At 62.4% G+C, this 13,778-nt stretch carries 12 protein-coding genes; all 12 read left to right on the top strand.

What is annotated here, in order from left to right:
• Positions 1–391 precede the first annotated feature (391 nt).
• From mraZ to EIY71_RS03540, 12 genes are read left to right on the top strand one after another with little or no spacing between them, the layout of a single operon-like run.
• Entirely contained in the window at positions 392–847 is a 456-nt protein-coding gene (gene mraZ / locus EIY71_RS03595) for a division/cell wall cluster transcriptional repressor MraZ (RefSeq protein WP_007917012.1), read from the top strand.
• A complete protein-coding gene (gene rsmH / locus EIY71_RS03590) occupies positions 844–1,791 on the top strand; it encodes a 16S rRNA (cytosine(1402)-N(4))-methyltransferase RsmH (RefSeq protein ID WP_039766256.1) in 948 nt (315 codons plus the stop codon). Before mraZ ends, rsmH begins: the two co-directional genes overlap by 4 nt.
• Entirely contained in the window at positions 1,788–2,081 is a 294-nt protein-coding gene (ftsL, locus tag EIY71_RS03585) for a cell division protein FtsL (RefSeq protein WP_085700842.1), read from the top strand. The genes rsmH and ftsL overlap by 4 nt, the downstream gene beginning before the upstream one ends.
• Positions 2,081–3,820 carry a penicillin-binding protein 2 gene (locus EIY71_RS03580; protein WP_170929382.1) on the top strand — a complete coding sequence of 580 codons (1,740 nt, stop codon included), beginning with the start codon at positions 2,081–2,083 and terminating at the stop codon, positions 3,818–3,820. The genes ftsL and EIY71_RS03580 overlap by 1 nt, the downstream gene beginning before the upstream one ends.
• Positions 3,820–5,283 (top strand): UDP-N-acetylmuramoyl-L-alanyl-D-glutamate--2,6-diaminopimelate ligase, encoded by a 1,464-nt coding sequence (locus EIY71_RS03575; protein WP_085745353.1) that lies wholly within the window; start codon positions 3,820–3,822, stop codon positions 5,281–5,283. Before EIY71_RS03580 ends, EIY71_RS03575 begins: the two co-directional genes overlap by 1 nt.
• Positions 5,276–6,643, top strand: coding sequence for a UDP-N-acetylmuramoyl-tripeptide--D-alanyl-D-alanine ligase (murF, locus tag EIY71_RS03570; RefSeq protein ID WP_134020506.1), 1,368 nt, complete (start codon positions 5,276–5,278; stop codon positions 6,641–6,643). The genes EIY71_RS03575 and murF overlap by 8 nt, the downstream gene beginning before the upstream one ends.
• The gene (gene mraY, locus EIY71_RS03565; protein ID WP_007956769.1) at positions 6,643–7,725 is read left to right on the top strand and encodes a phospho-N-acetylmuramoyl-pentapeptide-transferase; all 1,083 of its coding nucleotides are present in this window, start codon (positions 6,643–6,645) and stop codon (positions 7,723–7,725) included. Before murF ends, mraY begins: the two co-directional genes overlap by 1 nt.
• Before the next feature lie 5 nt (positions 7,726–7,730).
• Entirely contained in the window at positions 7,731–9,077 is a 1,347-nt protein-coding gene (murD, locus tag EIY71_RS03560; protein WP_039766248.1) for a UDP-N-acetylmuramoyl-L-alanine--D-glutamate ligase, read from the top strand.
• Positions 9,074–10,291, top strand: a complete 1,218-nt coding sequence (ftsW, locus tag EIY71_RS03555) for a putative lipid II flippase FtsW (protein WP_007956765.1) — start codon at positions 9,074–9,076, stop codon at positions 10,289–10,291. Before murD ends, ftsW begins: the two co-directional genes overlap by 4 nt.
• Positions 10,281–11,351, top strand: coding sequence for an undecaprenyldiphospho-muramoylpentapeptide beta-N-acetylglucosaminyltransferase (murG, locus tag EIY71_RS03550; RefSeq protein WP_011335863.1), 1,071 nt, complete (start codon positions 10,281–10,283; stop codon positions 11,349–11,351). Before ftsW ends, murG begins: the two co-directional genes overlap by 11 nt.
• Complete coding sequence (gene murC / locus EIY71_RS03545) at positions 11,344–12,804, top strand: UDP-N-acetylmuramate--L-alanine ligase (RefSeq protein ID WP_102687553.1); 1,461 nt, start codon at positions 11,344–11,346, stop codon at positions 12,802–12,804. Before murG ends, murC begins: the two co-directional genes overlap by 8 nt.
• A complete protein-coding gene (locus tag EIY71_RS03540; RefSeq protein ID WP_007956758.1) occupies positions 12,801–13,775 on the top strand; it encodes a D-alanine--D-alanine ligase in 975 nt (324 codons plus the stop codon). Before murC ends, EIY71_RS03540 begins: the two co-directional genes overlap by 4 nt.
• Positions 13,776–13,778: the final 3 nt, after the last annotated feature.

Below are 13,778 nucleotides of genomic sequence, written 5' to 3'. Positions count from 1 at the left end.
TCCCTGCTTGAATTAAAGGCGACAGGGCTGTTTATTATCAGCAGGCCTGCGCTGAAACCGGCAGCGGCAAACGCAGTAATAGCCATTTCCCACCGTGCTTCAATCAACAGCAGAAGCGCTTTTGTAATACCGAAAAAATCTTACTCTTAACAAATTACTTTAACTTTCGAGCGCAGCTTTCAGTGCTGCTTCAAGTTATTGGATAAAAGCATCCGCCAGATTCTCGTTGCTCCTCCTTTTATGCTCCTAAATCTCCGTTCTGTAAGGGTTTTCCTTTAATCCGCGCCTTGACGGTGTGGTGGGCGCATTCCTATAGTGTGCGCAAGTGGCGGAAAGTGGCATGAAGTGGGTTTTTTGAGCTCAAAACGATAAAAATTGGAGAAACGCAGACGTGTTTCGCGGAGCTAACGCTATCAGTCTCGACGCAAAGGGCCGTCTCGCCATGCCGAGCCGGTACCGTGACGAGCTCGATTCGCGCAGTTCCGGCCAGTTGATCGTGACCATTGATGCCGTTGATCCATGTTTGTGTGTCTACCCGCTCGATGAGTGGGAAATTATTGAAACCAAGTTGCGCGCGCTCCCTTCGCTTCGCGAAGAGAACCGTCGTCTGCAACGTTTATTGATTGGTAATGCCGTTGACCTCGAGCTCGACGGCAGTGGTCGTTTCCTGGTGCCGCCGCGCCTGCGCGAATACGCGAAGCTCGACAAGCGCGCGATGCTGGTGGGCCAACTGAACAAGTTCCAACTGTGGGACGAAGATGCCTGGAATGCGGTTTCTGCCGCTGACCTGGCTGCCATACAACAACCGGGCGCCATGCCTGACGAACTGCGTGATCTGATCCTGTGACTATTGATAGCGGCTTTAACCACATCACCGTACTGCTTGACGAAGCCGTCGAGGCTCTCGCCGTACGTCCTGATGGCTGCTATCTGGACGGCACGTTCGGGCGCGGCGGGCACAGCCGGTTGATCCTGAGCAAGCTCGGGCCGGATGGTCGGCTCATCGGATTCGACAAGGATCCTCAAGCGATTGCCACCGGGCAAACGCTGGCGGCCGAAGACGGCCGCTTTGTCGTTGTGCAGCGCAGCTTTGCCGAGCTTGGGTCGGTCGTTGCCGAACAGGGTCTGGCCGGCAAGGTCAGCGGCATTCTGCTGGATCTGGGCGTGTCTTCGCCGCAGCTCGATGATGCCGAGCGTGGCTTCAGCTTCCTCAACGATGGCCCGCTGGACATGCGCATGGATCCGTCCCGTGGCATCAGCGCAGCCGAGTTCGTCAATACCGCGCCAGTGGAAGAAATCGCCCGTGTTTTCAAGGAATACGGCGAAGAACGTTTCTCCGGCCGCATGGCCCGTGCCGTGGCCGAGCGTCGTGACATCACGCCGTTCGAACGCACCGCCGATCTGGCCGAAGTCCTGAAAGTCGCCAACCCTGCGTGGGAAAAGGGCAAGAACCCGGCAACCCGCGCTTTCCAGGGCCTGCGAATTCACGTCAACAACGAACTGGGCGATCTGGAAGCGGGTCTTGAAGCCGCGCTCGAATGCCTGGAAGTGGGCGGTCGTCTGGTCGTGATCAGCTTCCACTCGCTGGAAGACCGTATCGTCAAACTGTTCATGCGCAAGCTGGTGAAAGGCGAAGCCGACAACCTGCCGCGCAACCTGCCGGTTCGCCACGTTGCGTTCGAACCGAAAATCAAAGTCCATGGCAAAGCGCAGACGGCCTCCGACGCCGAACTCAAAGCCAACCCACGTTCCCGTAGCGCCGTCATGCGCGTCGCGGAGAAGCTGCGGTGAGCAAGCTTTTCGCCAAGCCACTGCCCGGCGGCAGCTTTTTGATGCTGCTGCTGTTCATCGGCGTGCTCGTGTCGGCCATCGGCGTGTCTTACAGCGCCCACTGGAACCGGCAGTTGCTCAACACCCTTTACAACGAACTGAGCGTGCGCGACAAGGCGCAGGCCGAGTGGGGGCGCCTGATCCTGGAGCAAAGCACCTGGACCGCCCACAGCCGGATCGAAGTGCTGGCCACCGAACAACTGAAGATGCACATCCCAGGCGCAGCTGACGTGAAGATGGTGGCGCCATGATGAAACTCGAGGGGGCTCTCTTCCCGTGGCGTTTCCGTCTGATGGTGGCACTTCTCGGCGTGATGGTCGCGGCGATCTGCTGGCGCATCATCGACCTGCAAGTGGTTGACCGTGACTTCCTCAAAGGTCAGGGCGATGCGCGCAGTCTTCGGCACATTCCGATTCCGGCTCACCGTGGTCTGATCACCGACCGTAACGGCGAGCCTCTGGCCGTGAGTACCCCGGTGACCACGCTGTGGGCGAACGCCAAGGAAATGCAGACCGCCAAAGAGAAGTGGCCTGCGCTCGCTGCCGCGCTGGGGCAGGATCCGAAAGCCCTGGCCGAACGTCTCGAAGCCCAGGCCAACAAAGAATTCATTTATCTGGTGCGCGGGTTGACCCCCGAGCAGGGCCAGGCCGTGCTCGACCTGAAAGTGCCGGGCGTCTACGGCATCGAAGAATTCCGCCGGTTCTATCCGGCCGGTGAAGTGACGGCGCACATGGTCGGGTTCACCGACATCGATGACCACGGTCGTGAAGGCGTCGAACTGGCCTACGATGAATGGCTGGCCGGCGTGCCCGGCAAGCGGCAAGTCATCAAGGATCGGCGCGGACGGCTGATCAAGGATGTCCAGGTCACCAAAAACGCCAAGGCCGGCAAGCCCTTGGCGTTGTCGATTGACCTGCGTCTGCAATACCTGGCCAACCGCGAGCTGCGCAACGCGATCATCGAGAACGGCGCCAAGGCCGGCAGTCTGGTGATCATGGACGTGAAGACCGGCGAAATCCTCGCCATGGTCAACCAGCCGACCTACAACCCGAACAACCGTCGCAACCTGCAGCCGGCGATGATGCGTAATCGCGCGATGATCGACGTGTTCGAACCCGGTTCGACCATGAAAGCGATCTCGATGAGCGCCGCGATCGAAACCGGCCGCTGGAAACCGAGCGACACCGTCGAGGTGTATCCGGGCTCCCTGCAGATCGGCAAGTACACCATCAAGGACGTATCGAAGACCGAAGGTCCGGTGCTCGACCTGACCGGCATTCTGATCAATTCCAGTAACGTCGGCATGAGTAAGGTCGCGTTCGATATCGGCGGCGAAACCATTTTCCGCCTCGCACAGAAAGTCGGCCTCGGCCAGGACACCGGCCTCGGCTTCCCGGGCGAACGTGTCGGCAACCTGCCGAACTACCGCGAGTGGCGCAAGGCCGAGACCGCAACGCTGTCGTACGGCTACGGTATTTCGGTGACGGCAATTCAGCTGGTGCACGCGTTCTCGGCGCTGGCCAACAACGGTCGTCTCGCACCGCTGACTCTGATCAAAACCGACAAGGCGCCGCAGACCACCCAGGTGCTGCCGGAAGCCGTCGCGAAAACCATGCAAGGCATGCTGCAACAGGTGATCGAAGCCCCGCGCGGCGTGTTCCGTGCGCAGGTGCCGGCGTATCACGTGGGTGGCAAGTCCGGTACCGCGCGTAAAACGTCGGTCGGCACCAAGGGCTACGCCGAAAACTCTTACCGCTCGCTGTTCGCCGGTTTCGGCCCGATGAGCGATCCACGTTATGCAATCGTCGTGGTGATCGATGAACCGACCAAGGCCGGTTACTTCGGTGGTCTGGTCTCGGCGCCGGTGTTCAGCCGTGTGATGTCGGGCACTCTGCGCCTGATGAACGTCACCCCGGACAACCTGCCGACCACACAACAGGCCAACGCCACCCCGGCCGTTCCGCTGAAAGCCAATGGAGGGCGCGGCTGATGTCTCTGAGTCTGAACAAGATTTTCCCCCACGCCGGCCACGATCTGTTGATCCGTGAACTGGCGCTCGACAGCCGTAACGTTCGCGCGGGTGACCTGTTCCTCGCCGTGCCGGGCGGCAAGTTCGACGGGCGTGCGCACATCGCCGACGCCTTGCAGCGCGGTGCTGCTGCCGTGGCTTATGAAGTGGAAGGCGCCACCGTGCTGCCGATCACCGAAGTGCCGCTGATTCCGGTCAAGGGCCTGGCAGCGCAGCTGTCGGACATCGCCGGGCGTTTTTACGGTGAGCCGAGTCATCATCTGAATCTGATCGGCGTCACTGGCACCAACGGCAAGACCAGCGTGACTCAACTGGTGGCGCAGGCGCTGGACCTGCTCGGCCAGCATTGCGGCATCGTCGGCACTTTGGGTTCCGGTTTTCATGGCGCGCTGCAAAGCGGCCTGCACACCACGCCGAATCCGATTGCCATGCAAGCGACCTTGGGCGACCTGAAAAAGGCCGGCGCCAAGGCCGTGGCCATGGAAGTCTCGTCCCACGGTCTGGATCAGGGCCGGGTCACCGCGCTGGCGTTCGACGTGGCGGTGATGACCAACCTGTCCCGCGATCACCTGGATTACCACGGCACCATGGAAGCGTACGCCGAGGCCAAGGCCCGGCTGTTCGCCTGGAATGACCTGAAGTGCCGCGTGGTCAACCTCGACGACGATTTCGGCCGGCAACTGGCCGTTGAAAAGCGCGAATCGCGGCTGATCACTTACAGCCTCCTCGACAGCAGCGCCTACCTCTATGTGCGTGAAGCGCAGTTCGACGACCACGGCGTGCGCGCCACGCTGGTCACGCCGCAGGGCGAACACCATCTGCGCAGCACGCTGCTCGGTCGTTTCAACCTGAGCAACGTGCTGGCCGCCGTCGGTGCGCTGCTCGGTCTCGACTACGCGCTCGACGAAATTCTCAAGGTGTTGCCGAAACTCGAAGGCCCGGCCGGACGCATGCAGCGTCTCGGCGGTGGCACCCAGCCGCTGGTGGTGGTCGATTACGCCCACACCCCGGACGCGCTGGAAAAAGTGCTGACCGCGTTGCGCCCGCACGTAAAAGGCCAACTGCTGTGCCTGTTCGGCTGCGGCGGTGATCGCGATCGCGGCAAACGTCCGCTGATGGCCGAAGTGGTCGAGCGTCTGGCCGACCGCGTGCTGGTGACCGACGACAATCCGCGCACCGAAGACCCGGCGGTGATTTTCGATGACATCCGCGCCGGCTTCACGGCTGTGGATAACGTGACGTTCGTGGCTGGCCGTGGCCAGGCCATCGCGCAACTGATTGCCGGCGCTTCGGCCGACGACGTGATTGTCCTGGCCGGCAAAGGTCACGAGGACTATCAGGAAATCAACGGCGAGCGCCATGCGTTTTCCGATCTGGTCGAGGCTGATCACGCCCTGACCGCGTGGGAGGTGGCCCATGCTTAAGGCCCTGAAACTCAGCGAACTGACCAACGCGCTTGACGCCCGTCTGGTCAGTGCCGACGCCAGTTTTGACGGCGTGAGCATCGACAGCCGCGCGATCAAGGCTGGCCAACTGTTTATTGCCCTGACCGGCCCGCGTTTCGACGGTCATGACTATCTGAATGAAGTCGCCGCCAAAGGCGCCGTTGCGGCATTGGTCGAGCGCGAAGTCGCCGACAGCACGCTGCCGCAATTGCTGGTCAAGGACACCCGCCAGGCCCTCGGCCAGTTGGGTGCGCTGAACCGTGCCGCATTCACCAAACCGGTCGCGGCCGTTACCGGTTCCAGCGGCAAGACCACGGTCAAGGAAATGCTCGCGAGCATCCTGCGCACGCGCGGCTCGGTGCACGCGACCCGTGGCAACCTGAACAACGACCTCGGTGTACCGCTGACCCTGCTCGAACTCGCCCCGGAACACAGCGCGGCAGTGATCGAACTGGGCGCCTCGCGCCTGGGTGAAATCGCTTACACCGTAGGGCTGACCAAGCCGCACGTGGCGATCCTCAACAACGCCGGGACCGCCCATGTCGGTGAGTTCGGCGGGCCGGAGAAAATCGTTGAAGCCAAAGGCGAAATCATCGAAGGGCTGGCGGCCGACGGCGTCGCCGTGCTGAACCTTGATGACAAGGCGTTTGGTATCTGGAAGACCCGCGCCGGCGCCCGCAAGGTGCTGACGTTTGCCTTGAGCAACACTCAGGCGGATTTTTACGCCAGCGACCTGGCCACCGATGCCCGCGGCTGCCCGGCGTTCAACCTGCACAGTCCTGAAGGTGTGGAACGGGTTCAGCTGAACCTGCTCGGCACCCACAACGTCGCCAACGCCCTGGCCGCCGCCGCTGCCGCTCACGCACTGGGCGTGTCGCTGTTCGGCATCGCCACCGGGCTTGGCGCGGTACAACCGGTCAAGGGTCGCACCGTCGCGCAACTGGCGAAAAACGGCATGCGCGTGATCGATGATACTTACAACGCGAACCCCACCTCGATGTGCGCGGCCGTTGATATACTCGCCGGCTTTTCCGGTCGCACCGTCCTGGTGCTCGGGGATATCGGCGAGTTGGGCGACTGGGCGGAGCAGGGGCACCGCGACGTGGGCGAATACGCCCGAGGTAAGGTTTCCGCGCTATACGCCGTCGGGCCGAACATGGTCCACGCCGTGAACGCATTCGGTAACGAGGCGCATCACTTCGGCACCCAAGCCGAACTGATCCAGGCCCTCGACGCCGAGCAGGACAAAAACACCACCATTTTGATCAAGGGTTCGCGCAGCGCAGCGATGGAAAACATCGTTGCGGCCCTGTGCGGGTCCAGTCTGGAGAAACATTAATGCTGCTGCTGCTAGCGGAGTATCTGCAACAGTTCTACAAAGGCTTCGCGGTCTTCCAGTACCTGACCCTGCGCGGGATCCTCGGTGTGCTGACCGCGCTGGTCTTGTCGCTGTGCTACGGCCCGTGGATGATCCGCACCCTGCAGAACCGTCAGATCGGCCAATCGGTTCGTAACGACGGCCCGCAATCGCACCTGTCCAAATCCGGTACGCCGACCATGGGCGGCGCGCTGATCCTGTCTTCGATCGGTGTCAGCACCCTGCTGTGGGCTGACCTGAGCAACCGTTATGTGTGGGTCGTGTTGCTGGTGACCTTGCTGTTCGGCGCCATCGGCTGGGTCGACGACTACCGCAAGGTGATCGAGAAGAACTCCCGTGGTCTGCCGAGTCGCTGGAAATATTTTTGGCAGTCGGTGTTCGGCCTCGGTGCGGCGATCTTCCTTTATATGACTGCCAGCACTCCGGTGGAAACCACCCTGATCCTGCCGATGCTCAAGGACTACAGCATTCCGCTGGGCGCCGGCTTCATCGTGCTGACTTACTTCGTGATCGTCGGTTCGAGCAACGCGGTCAACCTCACTGACGGCCTCGACGGTCTGGCAATCATGCCGACCGTGATGGTCGGCGGTGGCCTGGGCATTTTCTGCTACCTCTCGGGTAACGTGAAATTCGCTGAATACCTGCTGATCCCGTACGTACCGGGCGCAGGCGAACTGATCGTGTTCTGCGGCGCGCTGATCGGTGCCGGCCTGGGCTTCCTGTGGTTCAACACCTACCCGGCGCAAGTCTTCATGGGTGACGTCGGCGCACTGGCGCTGGGCGCAGCCCTGGGCACCATCGCGGTGATCGTCCGTCAGGAAATAGTCCTGTTCATCATGGGCGGCGTGTTCGTGATGGAAACCCTGTCAGTCGTCATTCAGGTTGCGTCCTTTAAGCTGACCGGTCGCCGTGTGTTCCGTATGGCGCCGATTCACCACCACTTTGAACTCAAAGGCTGGCCCGAGCCGCGCGTGATCGTCCGTTTCTGGATCATCACCGTGATTCTCGTGCTGATCGGCCTTGCCACCCTGAAGCTGAGGTAGAACGAGTGTCTCTGATCGCTTCTGACCACTTCCGCATCGTTGTCGGCCTCGGCAAGAGCGGCATGTCCCTGGTTCGCTTCCTGGCGAACCGGGGCGTGGCGTTTGCCGTGGCCGATACGCGGGAAAATCCACCGGAACTGGCCACGCTCCAGCGTGACTATCCGCACGTGGAAGTGCGTTGTGGCGAGCTGGACGTCGAATTCCTGTGCCGTGCCGATGAGCTCTACGTGAGCCCCGGCCTGGCGCTGGCGACCCCGGCCCTGCAAGCCGCCGCGGCCCGTGGCGTGAAGCTGTCCGGCGACATCGAGCTGTTCGCGCGTAACGCGAAGGCGCCGATCGTAGCCATCAGCGGTTCCAACGCGAAAAGCACCGTCACCACCCTGGTCGGCGAGATGGCGGCTGCGGCCGGCAAGCGCGTGGCCGTGGGCGGCAACCTCGGTACGCCGGCGCTGGATCTGCTCAGCGATGACGTCGAGCTGTACGTGATGGAGCTGTCGAGCTTCCAGCTGGAAACCACCGACCAGCTCAACGCCGAAGTGGCGACCGTGCTCAACATCAGCGAAGACCACATGGACCGCTACAGCGGTCTGCCGGCCTATCACCTGGCCAAGCACCGGATCTTCCGTGGTGCGAAGCAGTTCGTGGTCAACCGTCAAGACGCCTTGACCCGGCCGCTGATGGGCGAGGGCCAGCCGTGCTGGACCTTCGGCCTGACCAAACCCGATTTCAAGGCATTCGGCCTGCGTGAAGAGAATGGCGAGAAATACCTGGCCTTTGAATTCCAGAACCTGATGCCGGTGCGCGAATTGAAGATTCGCGGCGCCCACAACCAGTCCAACGCCCTGGCGGCGCTGGCGCTCGGCCACGCGGTCGGGCTGCCGTTCGACGCCATGCTGGCAGCGCTGCGCACCTTCGCCGGTCTCGAACACCGTTGCCAGTGGGTGCGTGATCTGGACGGCGTCGGTTACTACAACGATTCCAAAGCCACCAACGTCGGCGCCGCTCTGGCTGCCATCGAAGGCCTGGGTGCGGACATCGACGGCAAGGTCGTGCTGATCGCCGGTGGCGACGGCAAGGGCGCCGACTTCAAGGACCTGCGCGATCCGGTGGCGGCCCATTGCCGCGCCGTGATCCTGATGGGCCGCGATTCCGACAAGATCGGCGAAGCGATCGGCGATGCCGTGCCGCTGATTCGCGCGACCACGCTGGTCGATGCGGTGGCCCAATGCCGCGCCGCCGCCCAACCGGGTGACGTCGTGCTGCTGTCGCCGGCCTGCGCCAGTTTCGACATGTTCAAGAACTACGAAGACCGTGGTCACCAGTTCGTCCGCGCCGTGGAGGATCTGGCATGAGCTTGAGAAACATCATCAAGCCATACCCGTCGCCGCTGATCACCGGACGCGGGATCGACCTCGACTTCCCGATGCTCGCCGGTTGCCTGGCGTTGCTCGGTCTGGGCCTGATCATGATCGCTTCGGCATCGACAGAAGTCGGCGCGGCGCAGTCGGGCAGCGCTCTTTATTACATGACCCGTCACCTGATCTACGTGGTGCTGGGCCTGGGCGCGTGCGTCGTCACCATGATGATCCCGATCGCCACCTGGCAGCGGCTGGGGTGGCTGATGCTGATCGGAGCGTTCGGCCTGCTGGTGATGGTGATCATCCCGGGGATCGGCCGTGAGGTGAACGGTTCGATGCGCTGGATCGGTTTCAGCTTCTTCAACGTTCAGCCGTCCGAGATCGCCAAGGTGTTCGTGGTGATCTACCTCGCCGGTTATCTGGTGCGTCGTCAGAAAGAAGTGCGCGAGAGCTGGATGGGCTTCTTCAAGCCGTTCATCGTGCTGCTGCCGATGGCGGGCCTGCTGCTGATGGAGCCGGACTTCGGTGCCACCGTCGTGATGATGGGCGCTGCGGCGGCGATGCTGTTCCTCGGCGGGGTCGGGCTGTTCCGGTTCTCGCTGATGGTGGTGCTGGCCGTTGGTGCGGTGGTGTTGCTGATTCAGATGCAGCCGTACCGGATGGCGCGTCTGACCAACTTCGCCGACCCGTGGGCCGACCAGTTCGGTGCCGGTTATCAATTGTCGCAAGCCTTGATCGCGTTCGGTCGTGGTGAATGGCTGGGCGTCGGCCTGGGCAACAGCGTGCAGAAGCAGTTCTACCTGCCGGAAGCCCACACCGACTTCGTGTTCTCGGTTCTCGCCGAAGAACTCGGCGCCGTGGGCTCGCTCTGCACCGTGGCACTGTTCGTGTTCGTGTGTATTCGCGGCATGTACATCGGTCTGTGGGCCGAGAAAGCCAAACAGTTTTTTGCCGCTTATGTTGCCTACGGCCTGTCGTTCCTGTGGATCGGCCAGTTCCTGATCAACATCGGTGTGAATGTCGGCCTGTTGCCGACCAAGGGCCTGACCTTGCCGTTCCTCAGTTATGGCGGCAGTTCCCTGGTGATCTGCTGCGCCTGCCTTGGCCTGTTGCTGAGGATCGAGTGGGAGAGCCGGACCCACCTGGGCAGTGAAGAGATGGAATTCCATGAGAGCGACTTCGCCGAGGAGCCGAACCATGGGCGCTAACGTATTGATCATGGCCGGCGGCACCGGTGGCCACGTGTTCCCGGCGCTGGCCTGTGCCCGCGAATTCCAGGCGCGCGGCTATACCGTGCACTGGCTCGGCACGCCGCGCGGGATCGAAAACGATCTGGTGCCGGCGGCGGGTCTTGAACTGCACCGTATCAACGCCACTGGCCTGCGCGGCAAGGGCAAGCTGTCGCTGCTCAAGGCGCCGTTCATGCTGCTGAAATCGGTGTGGCAGGCGCGGGCGATCATTCGCCGCTTGCGTCCGGTGTGCGTGGTCGGATTCGGCGGCTATGTGACCGGTCCCGGTGGTCTTGCCGCCAAACTGGCCGGCGTGCCGGTGATCGTTCATGAGCAGAACGCCGTGGCCGGCACCGCCAATCGGTTGCTGGTGCCGTTCGCCGCCCGGGTGTGTGAAGCCTTCCCCGACACCTTTACCCTGTCGGACAGCCGCCGTACCACCGGTAACCCGGTGCGCAGCGAGCTGTTCCTCGAAACACCGCGCCCGGCCCTGGCCGGACGCAAGGCGCGTTTGCTGATCCTGGGCGGAAGCCTGGGCGCAGAGCCGTTGAACAAGTTGCTGCCTGAAGCCCTGGCACAAGTCGCTGCCGACTTGCGTCCGGAAGTGTTCCATCAGGCTGGCAGAAACCACGATGAAGTGACTGCAGAGCGCTACCGCGCCGCCGGCGTGGATGCGCAGGTGCAGCCGTTCATCAAAGACATGGCCCAGGCCTATGGCTGGGCTGACCTGGTGGTGTGCCGCGCCGGCGCATTGACCATCAGTGAACTGGCCGCCGCCGGTCTGCCCTCGATGCTGGTGCCCTTGCCCCACGCGATCGACGATCACCAGACCCGCAACGCCGATTATTTGGCCCGCGAAGGCGCTGCCTTCCTGATGCCGCAAAGAACGACTGGTGCCGCGGACCTTGCCGCGCGCCTGACAGAGGTCTTGATGCAACCGCAACGACTCGAACAAATGGCCCAAGCGGCCCGCCGTCTGGCGAAACCCGAAGCCACCCGTAGCGTGGTCGATACCTGTCTGGAGGTGGCCCATGGTTGAGAATCAGAAAGCCATGCCGCAACCGGAAATGCGCCGCATCCGTCGCATCCACTTCGTCGGGATCGGCGGCGTGGGCATGTGCGGCATCGCCGAAGTGCTGCTGAACCTGGGCTATGAAGTGTCCGGTTCGGACCTTAAAGCTTCGCCGGTGACCGAGCGCCTGGAATCCTTCGGTGCGCAGATCTTCATTGGCCACCGTGCCGAGAACGCCGCAGCCGCCGATGTGCTGGTGGTGTCGAGCGCCGTCAATACTTCCAACCCGGAAGTGGCGACTGCGCTGGAACGCCGCATCCCGGTGGTGCCGCGTGCCGAAATGCTCGCCGAACTGATGCGCTACCGTCACGGCATCGCCGTCGCCGGTACTCATGGCAAGACCACCACTACCAGCCTGATCGCTTCGGTGTTCGCGGCCGGTGGCCTGGATCCGACTTTCGTCATCGGTGGCCGTCTGAATGCCGCGGGCACCAATGCCCAGCTCGGCACCAGCCGTTACCTGATCGCCGAAGCCGATGAAAGCGACGCAAGCTTCCTGCACCTGCAACCGCTGGTGGCCGTGGTCACCAACATCGACGCCGACCACATGGCGACTTACGACGGTGACTTCAACAAGCTGAAGAAAACCTTCGTCGAGTTCCTGCACAACCTGCCGTTCTACGGTCTGGCGGTGATGTGCCTGGACGATCCGGTGGTGCGTGAAATCCTGCCGCTGGTCAAGCGTCCGACCGTGACCTATGGCTTCAGCGAAGACGCCGACGTGCGCGCGATCAATGTTCGTCAGCAGGGCATGCAGACCTTCTTTACCGTGCTGCGCCCTGATCGCGAGCCTCTTGATGTGTCCGTGAACATGCCGGGCAATCACAACGTGCTCAATTCCCTGGCGACCATCTGCATCGCCACCGACGAAGGCGTCAGCGACGAGGCCATCGTTCAGGGCCTGTCCGGGTTCCAGGGTGTCGGCCGACGCTTCCAGGTCTACGGCGAACTGCCGGTGGACGGCGGCAGCGTGATGCTGGTCGACGATTACGGTCACCACCCGACCGAAGTCGCAGCCGTGATCAAAGCCGTGCGCGGTGGCTGGCCTGAGCGCCGCCTGGTGATGGTCTACCAGCCGCACCGCTACAGCCGCACCCGCGACCTGTACGACGATTTCGTCAATGTACTGGCCGATGCCAACGTGCTGTTGCTGATGGAAGTTTATCCGGCCGGCGAAGAGCCGATCCCGGGTGCCGACAGCCGCAAGCTGTGCAACAGCATCCGTCAGCGCGGTCAGCTCGACCCGATCTACATCGAGCGCGGCGTCGACCTGGCGCCGGTGGTCAAGCCGCTGCTGCGTGCCGGCGATATTCTGCTGTGCCAGGGCGCCGGTGATATCGGCGGTCTCGCACCGAAACTGTTGAAAAGCGAGTTGTTCGCCGGCGCCGTGGCGGCATCGGTCGAGGGGAAGTTGAAATGACTGCTGCCTACGCCAACCTGTTCTCCACCATCGCCCCGAAGGACTTCGGCCGTGTGGCCGTGCTGTTCGGTGGCCTGAGTGCCGAGCGTGAAGTTTCGTTGAAGTCCGGCAACGCTGTGCTCACTGCGCTGCAAAGCGCGGGTGTGGACGCGTTCGGCATCGACGTCGGCGCCGATATTCTGCAACGCCTGCTGAGCGAAAAGATCGACCGCGCGTTCATCATCCTCCACGGTCGCGGCGGTGAAGATGGCAGCATGCAGGGCCTGCTCGAAGTGGCCGGCATTCCGTACACCGGCAGCGGCATCCTGGCTTCGGCACTGGCGATGGACAAGCTGCGCACCAAGCAGGTCTGGCACACGCTCGGGATTCCGACGCCGCGTCACGCCGTGCTGCGCAGCGAGGCCGATTGTATTTCGGCAGCGACGGAACTGGGCTTCCCTTTGATCGTCAAACCGGCGCATGAAGGTTCAAGTATCGGGATGGCCAAAGTGAGTTCTGCGTCCGAGTTGATCGACGCATGGAAAGCGGCCAGTACCTACGATTCGCAAGTGTTGGTCGAGCAATGGATCCACGGTCCGGAGTTCACCATCGCCACCCTGCGTGACCAGGTGTTGCCTCCCATCGCCCTGGGTACGCCACACACGTTCTACGACTACGACGCCAAGTACATCGCCAACGATACCCAGTATCGGATTCCGTGCGGGCTCGATGCCGCCAAGGAAAAAGAACTCATGGACCTCACGGCGCAAGCCTGCGAGGCGCTGGGTATTGCCGGTTGGGGCAGGGCGGACGTGATGCAGGACGCCGACGGCAAATTCTGGTTCCTGGAAGTCAACACCGCTCCCGGCATGACCGATCACAGCCTGGTACCGATGGCGGCGAAAGCGGCCGGTCTGGATTTCCAGCAGCTGGTCCTGGCCATTCTGGCCGCCAGTGTCGATGCCGATGGCAAGAAAGAGGCGCGAGGTTAAGAC

Origin of the sequence: Pseudomonas sp. CH235 (genome assembly GCF_004368175.1) — a bacterium.
In the GTDB taxonomy this organism is placed as follows: domain Bacteria; phylum Pseudomonadota; class Gammaproteobacteria; order Pseudomonadales; family Pseudomonadaceae; genus Aquipseudomonas; species Aquipseudomonas paraglycinae.
This window is presented reverse-complemented; position numbering and strand designations above follow the sequence as displayed.